Source organism: Paenibacillus beijingensis, from assembly GCF_000961095.1.
GTDB classification, from domain to species: Bacteria; Bacillota; Bacilli; order Paenibacillales; family Paenibacillaceae; genus Paenibacillus_O; species Paenibacillus_O beijingensis.
In genome coordinates this window covers 5326220-5347463 of sequence record NZ_CP011058.1, presented here as the reverse complement: position 1 = coordinate 5347463, position 21244 = coordinate 5326220, and the positions used below count along the sequence as shown (strand labels likewise).

Sequence of the window (21244 nt, the reverse complement as noted above, 5' to 3'; positions counted from 1 at the left end):
GGTTGTCACGATCGTGGGAACGCAAGGTGCGCCGCAATACGGCGCAAATGAATCAAAAAAGAAAGAAACAGGGTCTGGGGCAGCTTGTTCCCGATTCTGAAAAAGTAGACCGCTTTCGCGGCCGAAACTACATTTTTCCGATCGTGCTCCTGCTGATCATTGCTGTCTATGCCTTTTTATCTACGGGCTCGACACAAAACGTGGGAACGACCTGGACGACGATCGGCCTTTATTTGCTGCTGGCGCTGATGTTCTATTTGCGCAGGCCTTATCTGGCCGTCGGCGCCGATTATGTGCAGACCCGCCGAATGTTCGGAGACCGCCGTCTGCAGCCGGCAAACATTAAAGCGATTTCGGTACAGCCGGGGTATGTTGTCATCCAGCCGGTTAAAGGGGCCAATTGGGTCTTCTCGCGGCTGCTGTACCGTTATCCCGTCGATGAGATGAAAGAGCGTCTGAGCAGCTTTGCAAAGCTGCATAACATCACGTTTGAAGAAAGATAACTAAAAATTACAACGTATGGAGCGAGAAACGGCAATGGCGAAAAAAGCGGTTCTGTTTGATTTGGACGATACACTGCTCTGGGATGAGCGAAGCGTAAAAGAAGCTTTTGAGGCGACATGCAAATATGCGGAAGAAAAGACAGCCATTCCTTATCTCAAGCTGGAAGAAGCGGTTCGCAGCGAAGCCCGCAAGCTGTATGAATCGTATGAAACGTTTGCGTTTACGAAAATGATCGGCATTAACCCGTTTGAAGGATTGTGGGCCCTGTTCCGGGCCGGAGACCATCCGTCGTTCCGTCAGCTTGAAGCGCTCGCGCCCGGTTACCGCAAAGACTCCTGGACCAAAGGTCTCAAGTCGCTCGGCGTCGACGATGAAGCTCTCGGTGCTGAGCTTGCCGAAATGTTCCCGGCGGAGCGCCGCAGCAGACCGATCGTTTATGAGGAGACGTTCCGTCTGCTGGACGCGCTCAAGGGCAAATATAAGCTGCTGCTGCTGACGAACGGATCGCCCGATTTGCAAAAGGAGAAGCTGGCCGGAGTGCCAGAGCTGGCGCCTTACTTCGACGAAATCATCATCTCCGGCGAGTTCGGGGAAGGCAAGCCGGCGGCTTCCATCTTCCGGCACGCGCTCGAGCGGCTCGGAATCGAGCCGGAGGACGGCATTATGGTCGGCGATAAGCTGACGACCGATATTCTCGGCGCCAACACGATCGGGATGACTTCGGTATGGGTCAACCGCGACGGCAAAACGCGCAATGACGACATTGTGCCCGATCATGAAATCTCCCATCTGGAACAGTTGATTCCGCTGCTCCAATAAGATACGGAAATGGCAAACAGCCCGTCTTCTCTTGGATAGAAGACGGGCTGTTTGCTGCATTTATAATTGCCGAAGCTACGGATTAAGCTTTTTGGAAGGTCGGATCCTCGTACGGATGGGCGATCCAGCCTTCGGTTTCGATAAAGAGGCGGACGGCGACAATTTGCCGGTTATCCATCAACGTAAAGAAATGCGGAATCGTTTCCGGCACGGAAATGACGTCCCCGGCTTCGAGCTCGACGTTAAAGTATCCCGTCTCTTCGTCGCCCTTGATGACGAAAATGCCGCGTCCGGCCGTAATGGCGCGAACTTCATCTTCTGTGTGCGTATGCACGGATTCGAACTTTTTAAGCAGTTCTTCCAAATTCGGCGTGGCGTCGGAAAGTGCGATAATATCCCACGTTTTATAACCGCGGCGTCCTGCCAAATCGCGGATCTCCGAATCGAAGGTGTTCAAAATTTGTTGTTTTTCCTCATCGGAAAGAACGAATTTCTCTTGCAGCGAAGCGTCCAGCTTGCCCGCATCCCAATGCTCGTACAAAACACCCTGCTTATCGAGAAACGCCAAAACGTTTTCTTCCCCTTTAATGCGCTCCTGCGTATTGCGAATGACGATTTCAGCCATTATTATTCCCTCTTTTCCTATCAAAATTAACTGATTAGATTTCTACCTCTTATTATAATCCAAAAATAGGCTGTTGTCGATGTTGCATCTTTTCACAAGGTTGTTATTCTGATACACTAGTGTTTAACGATTTTTGGGAAGGGTGTAGGCAGTGTCGAAACCGACAATACAAGAAATGATGCAGCAGCGGATACTCATCCTCGACGGTGCAATGGGCACGATGATCCAACAGGCGGATCTACATGCCGAAGATTTCGGCGGCGAAGAGCTTGAAGGCTGCAACGAAATGCTCGTCCTGACGAGACCGGATGTGATCCGCCGCATTCATGAGCAATATTTGGAAGCCGGCGCCGATATTTTGGAGACCAATACGTTCGGAGCGGCGAGCGTCGTTCTGGCTGAATACGATATACCCGAGAAAGCGCGTGAAATCAACTTGGCTGCGGCAGCGCTTGCTGTGGAAGCGGCCCGCAAATATTCGACTCCGGACAAGCCGCGTTATGTTGCCGGCGCGATCGGCCCGACGACGAAAACGCTCTCCGTTACAGGCGGTGTAACGTTCGACGAGCTCGTGGACAGCTACTACGAGCAGGCGCTTGCGCTTGTCGAAGGCGGAGTCGACGCGATTTTGCTGGAAACGTCGCAGGATACGCTGAACGTAAAGGCGGGCAGCATCGCGATCCGCAAGGCGTTCAAGACGCTGGAACGCGAGCTGCCGATTATGATCTCCGGCACGATCGAACCGATGGGCACGACACTTGCCGGTCAAAATATCGAGTCGTTTTATATTTCGCTGGAGCATTTAAAGCCGATATCGATCGGGCTTAACTGCGCGACCGGGCCGGAATTTATGCGCGACCATATCCGTTCCTTGAGCGAGATTGCCAAATCGGCCATCAGCTGCTACCCGAACGCGGGACTTCCCGATGAGAACGGAAATTACCATGAATCGCCGGAAACGTTGGCCCAAAAGATGAGCGCGTTCGCGCAGGCCGGCTGGCTCAATATGGCCGGCGGCTGCTGCGGCACGACGCCGGACCATATCCGGGCGCTTGCGGAGACGATGGCGCAGTATGAGCCGCGGCGCAAGGAAGGGGTACACCCTCCGGCCGTGTCCGGCATCGAGACGGTTTATATTGAGCCCGAAAACCGCCCCTATATGGTCGGGGAGCGGACGAACGTGCTCGGCTCGCGCAAATTCAAGCGTTTGATCGTGGAGGGCAAATACGAGGAAGCGGCCGAAATCGCCCGTGCACAGGTGAAGAACGGCGCGCACGTCATCGACGTCTGTCTTCAGGACCCCGATCGCGACGAAGCGGACGATATGGTCAAATTTTTGGAGCTGGTTGTGAAAAAGGTGAAAGTGCCGCTCGTCATCGATACGACCGATCCGAAGGTAATCGATCTATCCCTTAAATATTCGCAGGGCAAGGCGATCATCAATTCCATCAACCTCGAGGACGGCGAAGAAAAGTTCGAGAATGTCGTGCCGATCGTGCACAAATACGGCGCGGCCGTCGTCGTCGGCACGATCGACGAGCGCGGTCAGGCGATCAAGCGGGAAGACAAGCTTGAGGTTGCCAAGCGTTCCTACGATTTGCTGGTGAACAAGTACGGGCTGAACCCGGAAGACATTATTTTCGACCCGCTCATGTTCCCTGTCGGTACGGGCGACGAGCAGTACATCGGTTCCGCAGAGGAGACGGTCGAAGGGATCCGGCTCATCAAGCAGGCAATGCCGGAGTGCCAGACGATACTCGGCATCAGCAACATTTCGTTCGGTCTGCCCGAAGCCGGCCGCGAAGTGCTGAACTCCGTTTATTTGTACGAGTGTACGAAGGCGGGGCTCGATTACGCGATCGTGAACACGGAGAAGCTGGAACGCTACGCCTCCATTCCGGAGGAGGAGCGCAAGCTGGCCGAAGATCTGATTTACCGCACGAACGACGAGACGCTCGCCGCCTTCGTTGCCGCCTTCCGCGAGAAGAAAGTGTCGAAGAAAGAAAAAGTGTCCAATTTGACGCTGGAAGAGCGCCTTGCATCGTACGTGGTGGAAGGCACGAAGGAAGGGCTTGTGCCCGACCTGAACGAAGCGCTGACCAAATATTCGCCGCTGGAAGTCATTAACGGCCCTCTCATGAAAGGAATGGAGGAAGTCGGGCGGCTGTTCAACAATAACGAGCTGATCGTGGCCGAAGTGCTGCAGAGCGCGGAAGTGATGAAGGCGTCGGTTGCTCACCTGGAGCCGTTCATGGAGAAAAACGAAACGTCGGTGAAAGGTAAAATTATTTTGGCGACGGTTAAAGGCGATGTGCACGATATCGGCAAAAACCTCGTGGAAATTATTTTGTCCAACAACGGCTACCAAATCGTCAACCTCGGCATTAAAGTGCCGCCGGAGCAGCTGATCGAAGCGTACCGCAAAGAAAAAGCGGACGCGATCGGCCTGTCCGGCCTGCTCGTCAAATCGGCGCAGCAGATGGTCGTTACGGCCCAGGATCTGCGCAACGCCGATATTCACGTGCCGATTCTTGTCGGCGGCGCGGCCCTGACCCGGAAGTTTACGAAAACCCGGATCGGTCCGGAATACGACGGGCTCGTCATGTACGCCAAAGACGCAATGGACGGGCTTGATATCGCCAATAAGCTGATGGACCCGGACCACCGCGCCAGACTTGAACGGGAGCATGCGGAATTTAAAGCTTCGGGAGGAGCCGCCGAAGAGGAGAAGGCGCCGCTTCCGGCATTGACGCGCGCCGTCCGCTCGAACGTGTCGCAGGATGCGCCGGTATTCGTTCCGCCGGATCTGGACCGGCATGTGCTCAGAGACGTTCCGATTCCGCACATCGTGCCTTATGTGAACATGCAGATGCTGCTCGGACATCACCTCGGCGTGAGGGGCAGCGTGGAAAAGCTGCTCGAGGCGGGCGACGAGAAGACGGTGCAGCTGAAAGAAACGGTGGACGGCATATTGCGCGAAGCCGCTGCGGAAGGCATTATTAAAGCGCACGGCATGTACCGCTTCTTCCCGGCGCAGTCGCAAGGAAACGACATTATTATTTACGATCCGCAAGATTTCACGAAGGAAATCAAACGGTTCACGTTCCCGCGCCAGCAGGTGGAGCCTTACTTGTGTCTGGCGGATTTCCTGAAATCGGTGGACAGCGGCGTGATGGACTACGTCGGCTTCCTGGTCGTGACGGCCGGCGAAGGCGTGCGCGAGCTGTCCGGAGAGTGGAAAGACAAGGGCGACTATCTCCGCTCCCATGCGCTGCAGTCCGTGGCGCTTGAAGTGGCGGAGGGCATGGCGGAGAGGATCCATCACCGGATGCGCGACGTTTGGGGCTATCCGGATCCGCCGGAAATGACGATGAAACAGCGGCACGGCGCCCGCTATCAGGGAATTCGCGTCTCGTTCGGCTATCCGGCCTGCCCGAATCTGGAAGATCAGGAGCCGCTGTTCGAGCTGATGAAGCCGGAGGATATCGGGGTGCAACTGACGGAAGGGTTTATGATGGAGCCGGAAGCATCCGTATCGGCGATGGTCTTCGCCCATCCGGAAGCCCAGTATTTTAACGTGGATAAATCGTAAGCCGTTTTTGACCAATCAGCCTCTGCTGCCGTCATTTGCACGGCAGCGGGTTTTTTTTACCACATCCTCCTCTAACCGCGGTCGCTCATCTTCGAATGAGAATGACTCCGGTTGGAGTTTTTTCTCATGATTTCTTTCTTCATGCGAAAAAGGGCTGCAGGCAGCGGGCGGATTACGTCATTGCAGCGGTTGGGTATACTCATACTAGTAAGCTGAAAGAGCCGTAACGAGCCGGCCGGCAAAGCGGCTTGATTAGACGGATCGGGTGCGCGTGCTCGCGATGATTTTTGCTTTGAAACGGAGGTACGGACAGCAATGGAAATACGGTTTCTTGGAACGGGGGCGGGTCGTCCGGCTAAAGAACGCAACGTCAGCTCCATCGCGCTGATGCTGCCGCAGGAATGCGGCGGCTTTTGGCTGATCGATGCCGGCGAAGGGACGCAGCATCAGCTGCTGCAAACGCCGCTTAAGCTGAACAAGCTTGAGGCGGTCTTTATAACGCATCTTCACGGCGATCACGTATACGGACTTCCGGGGCTGTTAAGCAGCCGCTCCTACCATGAAGGCTCCGGTCCGCTGCGCCTGTTCGGCCCGGAAGGCGTAAAGGAACTGGTGCACGATATGTTCCGGCATACCTCCTCCGCTTTGGATTACGAGCTCATCGTCGAAGAATTAGCCGAGGGCGTCATATACAAGGATGAATGCATGACGGTGGAAGCGGCGCCGCTAAAGCACCGGGTTCCGAGCTGGGGGTACCGGTTCACCGAGAAAAACAAGCCCGGCCCTCTGTTGACCGGTAAGCTGAAAGCGCTCGGCGTTCCGCCCGGACCGCTTTACGGCCGGCTCAAGGCGGGCGGAACGGTGACGCTGGACGACGGCACGCTCGTGAAGGGCGAAGATGTGGTCGGACCTGCTGTGAAAGGAAGAATCATTACAGTGCTCGGGGATACGATCCCGTGCGATTGCGCCGTCGTGCTGGCGAAAGACGCGGACGTGCTCGTGCACGAGGCGACGTTCCGTGAAGGAATGGAGGAAAAGGCGCACAAATACGGACATTCCACAACGGTTCAAGCGGCGGTAACGGCCAGGGAGGCCGGTGCCGGGCAGCTGCTGATGACCCATTTCAGCTCCCGCTACTCCCATGCCGATCTGCCGTCGCTGGAGCTGGAAGCGCGGCGCGTGTTTCCCAATTCTTTTGCCGCAGCCGATTTCAAGGTGTTCAAGGTCGAATCGAAAACATAACAACGTAACTCCTATTATGTCACCTTTTTCGCGGCTGCTGCGGGGCCTCTTCCTTTCGGAAGGGGCTTTTTTTGCGGCTGAAAAAGGGAAGGACGTGAACTAGTTTAGAGGGAGGAGCTGATAAATCGTTGCGGAGCGAACATGTATTCTGTAAAATAAATTCATGACTCTAAACGACTATGAAACGATGAAATGGGGATGGGGAAATGAATCGTTGGACGGGGAGAGCGGCCGATCTCGACGAATGGCTGCACGAGCTGCGCAAACAGCCCGAACTGATGGACAACGTAACCCATTGGCATACGATTCCTCCGCGGGAGGCCAGATGCGAAGCGCTGCCGGAGGAGCTTGACCCGAGGCTGGCCGCCGCGCTGCGGAAGAAAGGCATCGGGGAGCTGTATACGCATCAGTCCGATTGCTACCGGGCTGTACGCGCCGGACGCAACGTCGTCGCGGTTACGCCGACGGCATCGGGCAAGACGCTTTGCTATAACTTGCCGGTGCTGCAGTCGCTGCTCGAGCATGAAGCGGGAAGGGCGCTCTACCTGTTTCCGACGAAGGCGCTGGCGCAGGACCAGGTGGCGGAACTGCAGGAGCTGGCGGATTTAATGGAAGTGGATATTAAAACGCACACCTACGACGGGGATACGCCGCCTACGGTGCGGCAGGCGATCCGCAACGCCGGCCATATCGTCGTTACGAATCCGGATATGCTCCATTCGGCGATTCTGCCTCATCATACGAAGTGGGTGAAGCTGTTTGAAAATATCCGCTATATCATTATCGACGAGCTGCATTCGTACCGGGGTGTGTTTGGCAGCCATGTGGCGAACGTGGTCCGGCGGTTGAAGCGGATTTGCCGTTTCTACGGTTCGAATCCGCAGTTTATTTGCGCGTCCGCAACGATTGACAATCCGCGGGAGCATGCGGAGCGGCTGACGGGGGAAGAGGTCGCGCTGATCGATAACAACGGCGCTCCGATGGGCGAGAAGCACTTCGTCTTTTACAACCCGCCGGTCGTCAACCGCCAGCTCGGCATCCGCCGCAGCAGCGTGCTGGAAACGCGCAAGCTGGCGGGCATGCTGCTGCAGCAGGGCGTGCAAACGATTGTCTTCGCCCGCAGCCGAGTGCGGGTGGAGCTGCTGCTCACGTATCTGCAGGATCTAATCCGCGATAAAGTGGAGGCGCCTTCGATACGCGGCTACCGTGGCGGCTATTTGCCGAAGCTGCGGCGGGAAATCGAGCGCGGTCTGCGCAGCGGCGAAATCCGCGGCGTCGTCAGCACGAACGCGCTGGAGCTCGGAATCGACATCGGCCAGCTGCAGGCGTGCGTGCTGAACGGCTATCCCGGAACGGTCGCCAGTACGTGGCAGCAGTCAGGCCGCGCCGGACGCCGGCAAACGAGCTCCGTCACCTTCATGGTGGCGAGCAGCAATCCGCTGGATCAATATATGATCCAGAATCCGGATTTCTTTTTCAACCGGGCTCCCGAACGCGCGCTCATCCATCCCGATAACCTGCTCATCTTGATCGACCATGTGAAATGTGCCGCCTACGAGCTGCCGTTTCAGGCCGGGGAAACGTTCGGCGGGGAGCGGCTCGAGGATATGCTCGAGTTTCTCGTCGAAGAAAAGGTGCTGCACCGGGCGGGCAGCCGCTGGTACTGGATGGAGCAGTCGTTTCCGGCCCATAACATATCGCTTCGTTCGGCCGCGCAGGAGAATGTCATCATTATCGATATGACAAACGGCAGCCGCGTGCTTGGAGAAGTGGACCGGTTCAGCGCCCCGACGCTTGTGCACGAGGAAGCGATCTACATTCACGAAGGGGTGCAGTACCAGGTCGAGAAGCTTGATTACCCGGAGAAAAAAGCGTACGTGCGCGAGGTGAACGTCGATTACTATACGGACGCGAGTCTGGCCGTTGAGCTGAAGGTGCTCCATATGGACAAGGAGCGGCAGAGCGGGGAACTGCTGCGGCAGTACGGAGAAGTGACGGTCAATGCGAAGCCGACGATTTTCAAAAAAATCCGGCTGCGCACGCATGAGAACATCGGGTCGGGACCGATCCATCTCCCCGAGGAGGAACTGCATACGACAGGCTACTGGTTCTCGTTCAGCGAGGAGGCGGCTTCCCGCAGAGGAACGAACGAGATGCAGTTTGCGCTGCTCGGACTGGCCAACGTGCTCGTCCACATCGCACCGCTCTATTTAATGTGCGACCCGATGGATATCCGGGTCGTGCCGCAGGTAAAGGCGGTGCATACGCAGCGCCCCACGATCTACTTCTACGACCGTTATCCGGGCGGAGTGGGCCTGAGTGAACGGCTGTTTGAAGTGCATGACGAGCTGCTGCGGCAGGCGAAGTCGGTGATTCAATCGTGCACCTGTCTCAGCGGCTGTCCGGCGTGCGTCGGCCCGATTGAGGAAGTCGGACTACTCGGCAAGTCGCAAGCGCTGCAGCTGATCGAGGAGGCGGGTGCACTATGAGCGGCCTGCGGGAGAGAATGAACCGGCTGCGCGGGCTATCAGGCGAGCGGGAGCGGGAAGGAGCCGAAGCCGCATCGCGCGCTCGGGAGCAAATGGAAGCGGAACAGGCAAGTCTGCCCGGGCCGCACGATCGGATGGCGCTGGAACCTATTATGGAGGCGCCTAATTGGGAGGCGGCGGAAATTTCGCCGGAGACCGGCAACCGGTTGCCGGAGGAGCCGGCGCGGGATACGGATGACACACATGCAGCCGCGGAGAAGCTCGATCCGAGGTGGGGGCGGCTTGGGGTGCGCATGGCGGGCAATGCATATGGCGAGTTTTTGCTCCGCAAAACGATTTACCCGCTGTTTCATCGCCACGGCCACCACAGTCTGTCGGAATGGGGGACGGTCGCCGGTCGTTTGGCCGCTATTCATTCCAGGGCCGCAGCTGACGGACAAAGCACCAGGACCGGAGGACAAAGCGGCGACGACGATTTGTTGCAGGCGGAGCAGGTGCTTTTTCTCGATCTGGAAACGACCGGTCTCGGCGTCGGGGCGGGAAATGTGCCGTTTATGGTCGGCATCGCTTATGCCGAGGGCGGCAGCTTTGTCGTGGAACAGTATTTGATCCGTCATCCGGCCGAAGAGCGGGCGATGCTGGGTCACCTGACGGAGAAGCTGGCAAAGTTCCGCTATTTGGTCACCTATAACGGCAAAACGTTCGATTGGCCGGTTATGGAGAACCGTTTCATCATGAACGGGATGGGCCGCGGCATCTGGCGGCCGCTTCATCTGGACCTGCTCCACCCGTCCCGCAGCATTTGGCGCAATACGCTCGTCTCCTGCAGATTGAGCCATGTGGAAGAAGAGAAGCTCGGCATCGAACGCGGGGAGGACGTTCCCGGTTCGCTGGCGCCGTCGATTTATTTTCAGTTTCTGGCCGACGGAAATCCCGAGCCGCTGGCGGGCGTATTCAGGCACAACGAGCTGGACATGCTGTCGCTGGCTGTCCTTGCCATCCGCTTCGGCCATTTGCTGGGCGGAGGTATCGGCCGCGAGCTTCAGGCGCCGTCGGAGCCGGAAGAGATGCTGCGCACCGGGCTGTGGCTGGAGAAAATGGGGCGCCGCGAGGAGGCGGAAGCGTTATATGCGCGGGTTACCGCAGCGGAAGCGGTATCCCCTTCGACGCTGCTGCCGCTTGCGGCCCGCGACAAGAAAGCTGGCAATTGGCAGCGGGCTGTGTTATTGTGGCAGAAAGCCGCAGCTGCGATGGAAGAAGCCGCCATTCCTTCCTGGTCGGCTCATGTTGAGCTGGCGATGTATTATGAGCATAAATGCAGAGATTTCGGCAAGGCGCTTACTTTTGCCTCCGTCGCTCTCTCCTTGGCCGTGCGCAATCCGGCACTCATGCGCAGGGAAAACGGGAGCAAACGGAGAGACGAGCTGGAGGCGCTGCGCAAACGGAAGGAGCGGCTGCTCCGTAAGACTGGGGGACTCATTCGTTGAACAACAGATTAAGCGGCGGAAGCGGCAAGGGGGAGAGCCGCCCGCTGAAAGGGCTGCTGCTCGACCTGGACGGCACCATCTATCATGGCGGCGTCCCGATTCCGGGAGCGGACATGCTGATCCGCCGGCTGAACGAAATCGGCCTCCCTTACCGCTTTGTGACGAACAATTCATCGGCCGCTCCGGAGACGGTGGCGAAGCGGCTGCAAACGATGGGAATCGACGCGCAGCCGCAGGACGTGTGCACGTCGGCGCAGGCCGCGGCGCGCTACGTGGCGGACAAGCGGCCGGGTGCGCGGGTGCTGGTCATCGGCGAGAGCGGACTGCGGGACGCGCTTCTAGATGCAGGATTAAATGTTGTCGATCGTCAAGCCGATGTGGTCGTGCAGGGGATCGACCGGGCTTTTACATATGAAAAAGCGGCAGAGGCGGTTGCGGCGATTCTCGGCGGCGCCGACTTCGTCATGACCAACCCCGATCTGCTGCTGCCGACGGAATCCGGCCTTAAGCCCGGCGCCGGCTCCATCGGCGCGATGATCGCGGCGGCCGGTGGCAAGAAGCCGGTCGTCATCGGCAAGCCGTCCTCGATTTTGATGGATTATGCGCTTGCCGAGCTGGGGATGGATGCGGCAGAGACGTGGGTCGTCGGCGATAATATGGCGACCGATATTGCGGCGGGCAAAGCGGCGGACTGCGGGACGATTCTCGTGCTGACCGGCCTGACGACACGCGGCAACTATGAACAGTATGCCAGAGCGGCCGGATGCGAGCCGGACGTTATTTGCGGCGATTTATCCGAGCTTATGTCGTATATTTCCTCTTTCATGAGGTCATAAGAGTAACAAATGCAGCAAACAGCAAAGAAGGGAAGAGAAGCATTCATGCCGGAATACCCCGAGATGGAACATTACCGACAGCTGCTCGGCGAACGGATTGCGGGGCAGCAAATCGTCGGAGCGAAAGTTACAAGAGACAAATCAATCAATATCGCACCGGAGCAATTCCGGCAGCGCCTGATCGGACGAAGCGTCTGGTTCGTGGAGCGCAGGGGCAAGCATCTTCTTTTTCACCTCGACAACGGTGAGCGTCTCGTTCTCCATTTGATGCTGGGCGGCTGGCTGTTTTACGGAACGGAAGAGCAGCGTCCGGAGCGGACCGTTCAAGTGACGCTTTCGTTTCCGAGCGGCAATCTGTATTTTATCGGTTTGCGGCTCGGTTACTTGCATCTGCTGTCCGCCAAAGAAGCCGATGCGAAGCTGTCCGAGCTCGGACCCGAGCCGTTCGACAAACGGCTCACGCTGGAGCGGTTCCGCGAACGGTTCAAAGGCAAGCGCGGGACGCTGAAGACCGCGCTCGTCGACCAGCGGGTCATTGCGGGCATCGGCAATTGCTATGCCGACGAGATCGCTTATGAAGCCGCTCTAAGACCGGATGCGAAGCTGACCGGCTTGACGCCGGAGTCGTTCGAGCGGCTGTACGCCGGCATGCATACGATGCTCCAAGAGGCCGCATCCAAGGGCGGTTATATGGAGCACCCGCTTTATGCCGGCGACGAGCTGACGGGCGGCTACAACGACGATTGCAAAGTGTACGACCGGCCGGGAGAGATCTGCTACCGCTGCGGCGGAACGATTGAGCAGCATGAGGTGTCCTCACGCAAAGTGTTTTTCTGTCCAAGCTGCCAGAAGGAACGGTGATCGGCGATGCCCATGCGGTACGGCAGTCACTTGAGCATCCGCAAAGGTTATGCCGCCGCCGTAAAGGAAGCGCAGCGGCTTGGAGCGGGATCGTTTCAATATTTTCCGAAAAACCCGCGATCGCTTGCGCCGAAAACGTTTGACCGCACAGATGCCGGACGCTGCGCTTCTTTGTCGCGGAGCCTCAGGATCGTCTCGGTCGCGCATTCGCCATATCCTTGCAATTTGGCGTCGGAAGACGACGGCGTGCGGAAACGGACGGTTTTGTCGCTGCTGAACGATTTGGACATTGCCGAGGCGTGCGGCTCGGTGGGCGTCGTCGTTCATTTCGGCATCTACAAAGGACCGGATATATTGCAGGGCTACCGCAACATCATCGCCGCGCTGGACGAAATTACGTCGAACTGGAACGGCAGCGCCAAGCTGCTTATTGAGAATCAGGCCGGCGACCATGCGAATATGGGAACGACGTTTGAAGAGCTTGCGCAAGTCCGGAATTTGAGCCGAAATCCGGAGCGGATCGGGTTTTGTCTCGATTCGTGCCACTTGTTCGCCAGCGGCGTCTGGAAGGGCGACCCGGATGCGAAATGGGCGGAAACCGCGGAGAAGCTTGGCGTGCTCCGGGAAATAGCGGCCGTTCATTTCAACGATTCGCTGTTTCCGTCCGGATCCAAACGCGACCGGCATGCGCAGATTGGGAGCGGATTGATCGGAGAGGCGGGTCTGCGCTGGCTGCTCACGCTTCCGGCGCTGCGGGAAGCGCCTTTTGTGCTGGAAACGGCGCCGGATGGCGACGGGACGCATAAAGCTCAGCTGAAGACGATGCAGGAATGGGGGAACCGGGCTTGATTCATGTTTATTTGGACGATTTCCGCAAATGCCCGCAAGGGTTTACGGCTGCCAAAACGGCGGAAGAATGCAAGCTGCTGATCGAAGCAGGTCCGATCGGCGTTCTGTCCCTGGATTACGATTTGGGCTGGGGAGAGCCGACAGGATATGAAGTCGCCAGGCATTTGGTGGAGATCGGGAAATATCCGCAGGAAATTTACTTGCATACTTCCAGCGATGCCGGCCGCATGCAGATGTATGAGCTGTTATCCCGACATATTCCGGACGGCGTAAAGCTGTTCGGAGGTCCGATGCGGGAGGAGCGGCTGCGCGAGGTGGCCGAAGGACGGGGGATATGAAGATGGGGGAACAATCGCCGCAAACGGTTGTGGACATGAACGATTTAGTTTTGCAGCGCGATGAGAGGACGATTTTGAATGGGGCGAGCCTGCGTATTTCGGGGGGTGAACAGTGGGTCATTCTGGGGCGCAACGGTTCCGGAAAAACGACGCTGCTCGAGATGATGACGGGTTATATGTTTCCGACTTCGGGAACGGTCGACGTACTCGGCAGCCGGTTCGGCGAGTGCGACGTGAGGGAAGTACGCAAGCGGATCGGATACATCAGCCAGTCGCTCATCGAAAAGCTGTCGCTGAGCGACCCGGTGTGGGAAGTGGTCGCAACCGGCGAATATGCGTTTTTACGCTTTTATCAGGAAATTCCGGAACAAGTACGCCTCAAAGCGGTCGGTTTGCTGCACGAAGTCGGTCTTGGAGCTGCTGCTTTGCAGCCTTTCGGGACACTTTCGCAGGGAGAGCGCAAAAAAGTGCTGCTCGCCCGCGCGCTCATGTCGGAGCCGGAGCTGCTTATTATGGACGAGCCGTGCTCGGGCCTTGATCTGTATGAGCGTGAAAAGCTGCTGCTTGAGACGGAGAAGCTTGCTTCCCGCAGGATGACGGTCATCTATGTGACGCATCATATGGAAGAAATTATGCCGATGTTCTCCCACGTTGCGCTCATTGCGGACGGGGAAGTGATCGCCGCCGGTCCCAAAACCGAAGTGCTGACCCCGGAAGTGCTGAGCCGCGCCTACGGGCTCCCGCTGGAGGTGGACTGGAGTTATGGACGGCCGTGGCTGAAAGTAAAGCCGGAAAGCGGAGGGATAAAGTGAGTCATTGGATTGGAACGGCTAACCGGAATTATGCATCCTATGCGATGGAGGAATTGCGCAAACGTTTCCAGGGGATGAATATTTCGCAGCTGGCTCCGGGTGAGACGTTCAAGATGGAAATACCGCTCGATCGCCAGGAGGTGCTGACGGAAATTCATCGCAGCGAGCCTGTTTTTTTGCGTTATTTGCAGCCTGTTGACGGATCGAGAACAATCTCCGGCGACGCCGACGATTTGGACTGGCTGTCGGACGCGGTCCGGCTTTCCCGCTCCAAGCTGGAAGGACAACGGACCGGAATTCATGTCAGACGCGCGGAAGGCAGTCCGTTTGCTTATTCCGCGGCCGATACGAAAGCAGTGCTCGACGCGGTGCTGGCGGAAAGCGGCGCGGAGCCGGAGGTCAGGTCGCCGGACATGCTCGTCGCCGTCTATGCGGGCCGCGAACAGCTGTATATCGGCATCGGCTCGGTTGCAGACATGCTTTCGGACTGGCCAGGAGGGGCGGTCCGGTTTCAGCGCGAAGAGGGCCAGATTTCGCGCGCGAAATTTAAGCTGCTGGAAGCGGAGCGGGAGTTCGGGCTTAACTATGCCGACTTTTCCGAAGCGCTCGATATCGGTGCAGCTCCGGGAGGCTGGACGTCGCTTCTGCTCGAAAGGGGACTGCGCGTGACGGCCGTCGATCCGGCCGAGCTGCATCCTTCGCTGCTTCAGTACCGGACGTTGACCGTGCTGAAAAAGAACGCCTCCGAAGTTAAGTTTGTCCCGGAAACTTTCGATCTGCTCGTTTGCGACATGAGCTGGAGTCCGATGCAAATGTGCAGGCTGGTGCTCGATTTGACGCCGTCGCTGAAAGCCGGCGCCGCAGCGATCGTCACCGTCAAGCTGATGCACCGCAAGCCGCTGCAAACGATCCGGGACGTAATCGCGAAGCTGGAAGAGTCCTTTACGGTAAACAGGGCGAAGCAGCTTTTTCACAACCGGGAGGAAATTACGCTTTACTTGACGAAGAAGTAAGTCGAAGGATTCTTAGAAGCACTGGAATAAGCAAGAAGTAAGCAAGGAAATAAGCAAGAAGATATAGTCTGATTGAAGGTAATCTCGGAAGCAGATCAAAGTGCTTAGAAAAAACTTCCGAACGGGAAAGCATCCCGAAGCCGCGCGGCAGCCGCGCCGGTTTCGGGATGCTTTTTTTATTGACACCAGACGGATAAGCCTGGTCGCCGGCTCATGCATAATTCGCAAGGAGGATGATCCGATGAATCACGATAATCGCGAGTGGTCCCGGAAACAGCGGCTGCTCGATATTGGAACGCTCGTAGGAGGACGTTACCGCATCAGCTGCCTGATCGGACAGGGCGGAATGGGCCGTGTATATGCCGCCGAGGATTTGCGGCTGCAAGGAAAATTAAGGGCGTTAAAGACGCATGCCGTTAACCTTTCCGACAGGAGCGGCTGCGCGGAGGAAGCGGAGCTGCTGATGCGGCTCAGCCATCCGCATCTGCCGCACCTGCTCGATTATTTTCCGCCTGATGAAGACGGGATGGAAATTATGGTAATGGATTACATCGACGGCGTCACGCTGGAGCAGCGGTTTCGCGCATCGGGAGGCGCAGTGCCCCTCAAGGAAGCGCTGTCGATTGCGCTGCAGCTGTGCGGAGCGCTTACGTACCTGCACCGGCAGCATCCGCCGATTGTGCACCGGGACCTGAAGCCGTCTAACATTATGATTGATTCACGTGGAAACGTCCGTTTGATCGATTTTGGAATTGCGCGCACTTACAAGGACGGCTCGCTTCGAGATACGGCTCTGCTCGGCACGCCCGGTTTCGCCGCGCCGGAGCAGGCGGGGGAAGGGCAGAGCGACGAGCGGACGGATGTGTACGGACTGGGCGCGCTGCTCGTTTATTTGCTGAGCGGCGGACGGCATTACCGGGCGGAGGACGGGGACCTCTGCCTTCCGGGCATCCCGCAGCCACTGAACGATGTGCTGGAAACGATGGTAGCCGGCCGCAAGGAGCTGCGGTACAGGACGATGGAGGAAGCGGAGCGGGAGCTGCGGAAGTGGTACGATCCCGCGACCGAAGCGGAGCGCAGACCGCGGAAGTGGTACGATTCCGGGACAGTAGCGGACCGCGGGCAATCTGCCAAACGGATCCTGCCCGGCCATATCGCTGCCGAAGGCGCAATTACTGCGCCGACCGCAGCCGTCGCCTCGATCTCCCCCGGCGCGGGGGCCACATTCATTGCGATCACGCTCGCTCATATGCTGGCGGATAAACGAATTCCTTGCGCCGCGGTTGAAGCCCCCGTCTGCGAGCCGGAGTGGTACGCGCTGCTAAGCGGAGATAGGCATTCCCCTCCGGGCGGGCACCCGTCTGAGGCGGACAGCCGTTATGCCGGCTGGAAAAACGGAGGCGTTACGTGGAAAACGCTGCTGCCGCACGCAAGGCAAACGGATAGCCGGGATGACGATTTGAAATTTCGTCTGCTAGCGGCAGGGTTGCGGGAAGCGGCGGCGGTCGTCGATTATTCGTCGCGCTGGCTCGGCGGCAGCGGAAGAGACGGGCTGCTTGCGTCCGATCTGCTCGTTGTCGTTGCCGATCCGAACCCCGCAAGATGGACGATTGAGCGGATGCGCGTCATGCGCGACCTTGTCCGCGAGAGGGAGCAGGCGGGACGGCAAACGGTATGGATCGCGAACAAAGACGCCGCATTTCCCCAGCGGGAACAGTGGCTGCGGCTGCTGCCGTCCGCGCCGGCGGCCGTCGTGCCTCATCTGCCGACCGGAGAATGGAACCGGCAGCTCTGGAGCGGCGGCTGGCTGAATGATGCGCCCAAGCTGTATGCGCCGGTAGGCCGGGCGCTGGGACGGGTGACCGGACTGATCGTCGATATGGTGCGCAAACAACAAACGGAAACGCCCAATTTGCGATGAAAATATCCATTAACCCTCAACGTATGGTACAATAGTCGGGATTCATTCTATGTGAACAAGTTTATACAGAAACGGAGATTCAGCAATGAGTTTGCTTACAGTTGAACATTTATCCCATACATTCGGTGACCGTGTATTATTTAAGGACGTTTCGTTCCGTCTGCTGCCTGGCGAGCATGTCGGGCTCGTCGGTGCCAACGGCACCGGCAAATCGACGCTGATGAATATTTTGACGGGCAATCTGCTCAAAGACGAGGGCAGGGTGGAATGGACGCCCAAGGTTCAGTACGGCTATCTGGACCAGCATACGAAGCTGACACCTGGCAAAACGATCCGCGATGTGCTGAAGGAAGCCTTCCTGCCGCTGCTTAAGCTGGAGCAGGAGCTCGGCGAAGTAACCGCAGCGATGGGCGATGCCGATCCCGACAAGCTGGAGGAGCTGCTTGTACGGATGGGCGAAATCCAGGAGGAGCTGGAAATCGGCGATTTCTACCTGCTGGACGTGAAGGTCGATGAAATGGCTAACGGTCTCGGCTTGAACGCGATCGGACTGGAACGCGACGTCGCCGCGCTCAGCGGCGGGCAGCGCACGAAAGTGCTGCTGGCAAAGCTGCTGCTGGAAAAACCGACCGTACTGCTTCTGGACGAACCGACGAACTATTTGGACGATGAGCATATTTCGTGGCTTGCCGGTTATTTGCGCAATTACCCGCATGCCTTTATTTTGATTTCCCATGACACCTCCTTTATGAACCAGATCGTCGATGTTATTTATCATCTCGAATTTGCAAAGCTTAATCGTTATACCGGCAACTACGAGAAGTTTCTGGAGATGGCGGAAATCAATAAAACTCAGCATATCGATGCGTATGAGAAGCAGCAGGATTATATCCGCAAGCAGGAAGATTTCATCCAGCGCAACAAGGCGCGCGCATCCACTTCCGGCCGGGCGAAGAGCCGGGAGAAGCAGCTTGACAGGATCGAACGGATCGACCGTCCGGAAGAAGCCGCCAAGCCGACGTTCAACTTCAAGGAGGGCCGGACGAGCGGCAAGACGGTGTTCGAGGCCAGCGGGCTGCTCATCGGCTACAACCGGCCGCTCCTGCCGAAGATGGACATGCTGATCGAACGCGGAGACAAAATCGCCATCGTCGGCTGCAACGGCGTCGGCAAATCGACGCTGCTGAAGACGATTCTCGGCGTGATCGAACCGCTCGGGGGTACGGTTTACCACGGCGACTATTTGCTGCCGGCTTATTTCCAGCAGGAAGTTAAGGCGCAGCAAATGACGCCGCTGGACGACGTGTGGAACGAATTTTCGCATATGAACCAGCATGAAGTTCGCGCCGCGCTGGCTCGCTGCGGCTTGAAAAACGAGCATATTACCCGCAACCTGAATCAGCTCAGCGGCGGCGAGCAGGCCAAAGTGCGGCTGTGCAAGCTGATGCTGCGCGAAAGCAATTGGATTGCGTTTGACGAGCCGACCAACCACTTGGATGTTGTGGCCAAAGAAGAACTGAAGCGCGCAATGAAGGCGTTCAAGGGCACGGTTGTGCTCGTTTCCCACGAACCCGATTTTTACGAGGATTGGGTGACCAAGGTGTGGGACGTGGAGACGTGGTCGATGAACGCTTAAGCTCCGTTTGATTGCGACTGCCGTTCTTTTTACGATAGATGAAAAAGATTCTTCAACTTTTAGGCTGCTTTGCGCATAACAGATAGCGTCCTTCTTACGGACGAAAGACCGGAGGAGCGAAGGTGAGACATCAAGATGAATGAACGCGTATTGGTCATTGAAGACGAAGAAAGCATCGCACGTGTATTGCAGCTTGAGCTCGAGCATGAAGGGTATACGGTCGGACATGCGACCGATGGCCGTACGGGCTTTACGATGGCCACTTCCAACGAATGGGATCTGGTGCTGCTGGATGTGATGCTGCCGGAGCTTAACGGCATCGAGGTGCTGAGGCGGCTGCGCCAGGCCGGCAATCCGATTCCCGTTATTTTGATTACTGCCCGCGACACGGTGCCGGACAAAGTGAGCGGCTTTGAGCACGGCGCCAACGACTATGTGACGAAGCCGTTTGCAATGGAGGAGCTGCTCGCCAGGGTACGGAATCTGCTGCGCATTTTTCAGCAAAATCCGAAGGAATCGGAAGGCTCCGACCTGATCAAGATCGGCGATTTGACGATCGAGCTGCGCACCCGCAAAGTGTACCGCAAAGAGCTGGCCATCGATTTGACGCCGCGGGAATTCGAGCTGCTCGTTTTTTTGGCGGAGAACAAGAACGAGGAAAAATCCCGTGAAGATATTTTGTCGCAAGTATGGGGCTACGACTTCATGGGCGAAACAAATTTGGTCGATGTTTATATCCGGTACTTGCGTCAGAAGCTGGACAAAGGGTTCCGCCATAAACTGATTCATACGGTACGGGGCGTCGGTTATATGATGAAGGAGCCGGACGCATGACTCTTCGCAAGCGGTTTACTTTATTTACAATTTTTTGGCTTATTTTTATTCTGATTTTGTTTAATATTTTCGTTTATTTGTTTGTCATCAAAATTACGACGCGCAGCGAACAGCAGCTGATGGCGAACAAAATGAACTTAATTTTGGAGAACACGAAAATTCAATCGGCCGGCCAGCTGGCCGATCCCGGGCTGCTCCGGGAATTTTATAATGTGAACGAGTTAATCCGCATCGTGACGCCAAGCGGCAAGACCGTCAACGTTCAAGGCTCGGACAACGAGCTGCTTTCCATTCCCGCCACCTTTCAGCCGATCCACCAATCCGGGCAAATGAGGGTTTCGGGCAAACGGGTCCTGTATACGAAGTTTCCGCTTTATGTCGGAACGGAAATTATCGGGATGCTGGAGATCGACCGCAAGCTGAATTCGCTCGACAGCTATCTGCAGGTGCTGGTCGTGGCGCTTGCCGTTACGAGCAGCGGAGCGATTCTGTTTGCGATCTTCGGCACGTACTGGTTCACATCGCGTCTGACTGCGCCGATCCAGCATATGGTGCAGACAATGCGGGAGATCGACCGCAGCGGCAAGCTGCGCAAAATCGAGATGGGAGACAAGGAGGAATCGGCAGAGCTGCTGCAGCTGATCCGGGCGTTTAACCAGATGATCGACCGTCTCGACCGCACCTTTGCGCGCCAGAAGCAGTTCGTCGCCGATGCCTCGCATGAATTGAAGACACCGTTGACGGTCATCAGCAGCTATGCGGGCATGTTGAAGCGGTGGGGCAGTGACGACGTTAACGTGCGCAACGAAGCGATCGAGGCGATCGCGAAGGAAGCGGAGCGGCTGCAAAATTTGACCAAGTCGATGCTTATGCTGGCGGAAGCGGAGCAGGAGGATTGGCTGAACCTGCAAACGTTCGATGTCGTGCAGCTCGTGGACGAGCTGGCGGGAATGCTGCATGCCACGTTTCAGCGGCCAATCCGGGTTCACACCGTCGCAACCGGCGTGAAGATGACCGGAGACAAGGACAAAATCCGCCAGCTGCTCGTCATTTTGCTGGACAATGCGCTTAAATACAGCAAAGAGCCGATCGATGTGACGATCAGCTCCGTCCGGCATACGGTGCGTGTTCTGGTGACGGACAAAGGGATGGGCATCCCCGAAAATGATATCCCGTTCTTGTTTGAACGGTTTTACCGGGTGGATGGCGCGCGCAGAAGAACGACCGGCGGCGTCGGGCTCGGACTGTCGATCGCCAAGCGGATCGTCGATATGCACGAAGGCCAGATCGACGTGTTCAGCAAGCCCGGCAAAGGAACGACCATCACGCTGCAGTTTCCCGACATTACCCGTTCGTAATTCGACGCAGCAGCCCCTGTTTTTCCCA

The 21244-nt window shown here is 57.2% G+C and carries 17 protein-coding genes; 16 read left to right on the top strand and 1 reads right to left on the bottom strand.

Annotation, left to right across the window (positions count from 1 at the left end; all coding sequences use genetic code 11):
• The first annotated feature begins 2 nt into the window (after window positions 1–2).
• A complete protein-coding gene (locus VN24_RS24130) occupies window positions 3–503 on the top strand; it encodes a hypothetical protein (protein ID WP_045672496.1) in 501 nt (166 codons plus the stop codon).
• A 34-nt stretch (window positions 504–537) separates the two neighbouring features.
• Window positions 538–1323, top strand: coding sequence for an HAD family hydrolase (locus VN24_RS24125; RefSeq protein ID WP_045672495.1), 786 nt, complete (start codon window positions 538–540; stop codon window positions 1321–1323).
• 82 nt (window positions 1324–1405) lie between these two features.
• On the opposite strand, the gene VN24_RS24120 is transcribed toward VN24_RS24125, so the two are convergent.
• Window positions 1406–1948, bottom strand: coding sequence for a 1,2-dihydroxy-3-keto-5-methylthiopentene dioxygenase (locus tag VN24_RS24120; protein ID WP_045672494.1), 543 nt, complete (start codon window positions 1946–1948; stop codon window positions 1406–1408).
• 151 nt (window positions 1949–2099) lie between these two features.
• On the opposite strand from VN24_RS24120, the gene metH reads away from it, so the two are divergent.
• The 14 genes from metH (at window position 2100) to VN24_RS24050 (ending at window position 21216) form a co-directional block, all read left to right on the top strand.
• Entirely contained in the window at window positions 2100–5540 is a 3441-nt protein-coding gene (gene metH / locus VN24_RS24115) for a methionine synthase (RefSeq protein ID WP_045672493.1), read from the top strand.
• Window positions 5541–5855: 315 nt separating this feature from the next.
• Entirely contained in the window at window positions 5856–6782 is a 927-nt protein-coding gene (gene rnz / locus VN24_RS24110; protein ID WP_045672492.1) for a ribonuclease Z, read from the top strand.
• 206 nt (window positions 6783–6988) lie between these two features.
• Window positions 6989–9271, top strand: a complete 2283-nt coding sequence (locus VN24_RS24105; protein WP_045672491.1) for a DEAD/DEAH box helicase — start codon at window positions 6989–6991, stop codon at window positions 9269–9271.
• Window positions 9268–10758, top strand: coding sequence for a ribonuclease H-like domain-containing protein (locus VN24_RS24100; protein WP_052703130.1), 1491 nt, complete (start codon window positions 9268–9270; stop codon window positions 10756–10758). Before VN24_RS24105 ends, VN24_RS24100 begins: the two co-directional genes overlap by 4 nt.
• Complete coding sequence (locus VN24_RS24095; RefSeq protein ID WP_045672490.1) at window positions 10755–11594, top strand: TIGR01457 family HAD-type hydrolase; 840 nt, start codon at window positions 10755–10757, stop codon at window positions 11592–11594. The genes VN24_RS24100 and VN24_RS24095 overlap by 4 nt, the downstream gene beginning before the upstream one ends.
• 45 nt (window positions 11595–11639) lie before the next feature.
• Entirely contained in the window at window positions 11640–12455 is an 816-nt protein-coding gene (locus VN24_RS24090) for an Fpg/Nei family DNA glycosylase (RefSeq protein WP_045673660.1), read from the top strand.
• A 6-nt stretch (window positions 12456–12461) separates the two neighbouring features.
• Window positions 12462–13304, top strand: coding sequence for a deoxyribonuclease IV (locus VN24_RS24085; protein WP_338012201.1), 843 nt, complete (start codon window positions 12462–12464; stop codon window positions 13302–13304).
• Complete coding sequence (locus VN24_RS24080) at window positions 13301–13642, top strand: cyclic-phosphate processing receiver domain-containing protein (protein WP_045672489.1); 342 nt, start codon at window positions 13301–13303, stop codon at window positions 13640–13642. The genes VN24_RS24085 and VN24_RS24080 overlap by 4 nt, the downstream gene beginning before the upstream one ends.
• Before the next feature lie 2 nt (window positions 13643–13644).
• Window positions 13645–14454 (top strand): ABC transporter ATP-binding protein, encoded by an 810-nt coding sequence (locus VN24_RS24075; RefSeq protein WP_045672488.1) that lies wholly within the window; start codon window positions 13645–13647, stop codon window positions 14452–14454.
• Window positions 14451–15467, top strand: a complete 1017-nt coding sequence (locus tag VN24_RS24070) for an SAM-dependent methyltransferase (protein WP_045672487.1) — start codon at window positions 14451–14453, stop codon at window positions 15465–15467. The genes VN24_RS24075 and VN24_RS24070 overlap by 4 nt, the downstream gene beginning before the upstream one ends.
• Window positions 15468–15708: 241 nt before the next feature.
• Complete coding sequence (locus VN24_RS26630; RefSeq protein WP_148505298.1) at window positions 15709–17388, top strand: serine/threonine protein kinase; 1680 nt, start codon at window positions 15709–15711, stop codon at window positions 17386–17388.
• Window positions 17389–17473: 85 nt separating this feature from the next.
• A complete protein-coding gene (locus VN24_RS24060) occupies window positions 17474–19024 on the top strand; it encodes an ABC-F family ATP-binding cassette domain-containing protein (protein WP_045672486.1) in 1551 nt (516 codons plus the stop codon).
• 135 nt (window positions 19025–19159) lie between these two features.
• A complete protein-coding gene (locus tag VN24_RS24055) occupies window positions 19160–19858 on the top strand; it encodes a response regulator transcription factor (protein ID WP_045672485.1) in 699 nt (232 codons plus the stop codon).
• A complete protein-coding gene (locus tag VN24_RS24050) occupies window positions 19855–21216 on the top strand; it encodes a HAMP domain-containing sensor histidine kinase (RefSeq protein WP_045672484.1) in 1362 nt (453 codons plus the stop codon). The genes VN24_RS24055 and VN24_RS24050 overlap by 4 nt, the downstream gene beginning before the upstream one ends.
• Window positions 21217–21244 lie beyond the last annotated feature (28 nt).

Coding starts and splice junctions, on each gene's coding strand:
- VN24_RS24125 (WP_045672495.1), top strand. CDS start 538: ATGGCGAAAAAAGCGGTTCTGTTTGATTTGGACGATACACTGCTCTGG.
- VN24_RS24120 (WP_045672494.1), bottom strand. CDS start 1,948: ATGGCTGAAATCGTCATTCGCAATACGCAGGAGCGCATTAAAGGGGAA.
- rnz (WP_045672492.1), top strand. CDS start 5,856: ATGGAAATACGGTTTCTTGGAACGGGGGCGGGTCGTCCGGCTAAAGAA.
- VN24_RS24105 (WP_045672491.1), top strand. CDS start 6,989: ATGAATCGTTGGACGGGGAGAGCGGCCGATCTCGACGAATGGCTGCAC.
- VN24_RS24100 (WP_052703130.1), top strand. CDS start 9,268: ATGAGCGGCCTGCGGGAGAGAATGAACCGGCTGCGCGGGCTATCAGGC.
- VN24_RS24090 (WP_045673660.1), top strand. CDS start 11,640: ATGCCGGAATACCCCGAGATGGAACATTACCGACAGCTGCTCGGCGAA.
- VN24_RS24085 (WP_338012201.1), top strand. CDS start 12,462: ATGCCCATGCGGTACGGCAGTCACTTGAGCATCCGCAAAGGTTATGCC.
- VN24_RS24075 (WP_045672488.1), top strand. CDS start 13,645: ATGGGGGAACAATCGCCGCAAACGGTTGTGGACATGAACGATTTAGTT.
- VN24_RS26630 (WP_148505298.1), top strand. CDS start 15,709: ATGAATCACGATAATCGCGAGTGGTCCCGGAAACAGCGGCTGCTCGAT.
- VN24_RS24060 (WP_045672486.1), top strand. CDS start 17,474: ATGAGTTTGCTTACAGTTGAACATTTATCCCATACATTCGGTGACCGT.
- VN24_RS24055 (WP_045672485.1), top strand. CDS start 19,160: ATGAATGAACGCGTATTGGTCATTGAAGACGAAGAAAGCATCGCACGT.
- VN24_RS24050 (WP_045672484.1), top strand. CDS start 19,855: ATGACTCTTCGCAAGCGGTTTACTTTATTTACAATTTTTTGGCTTATT.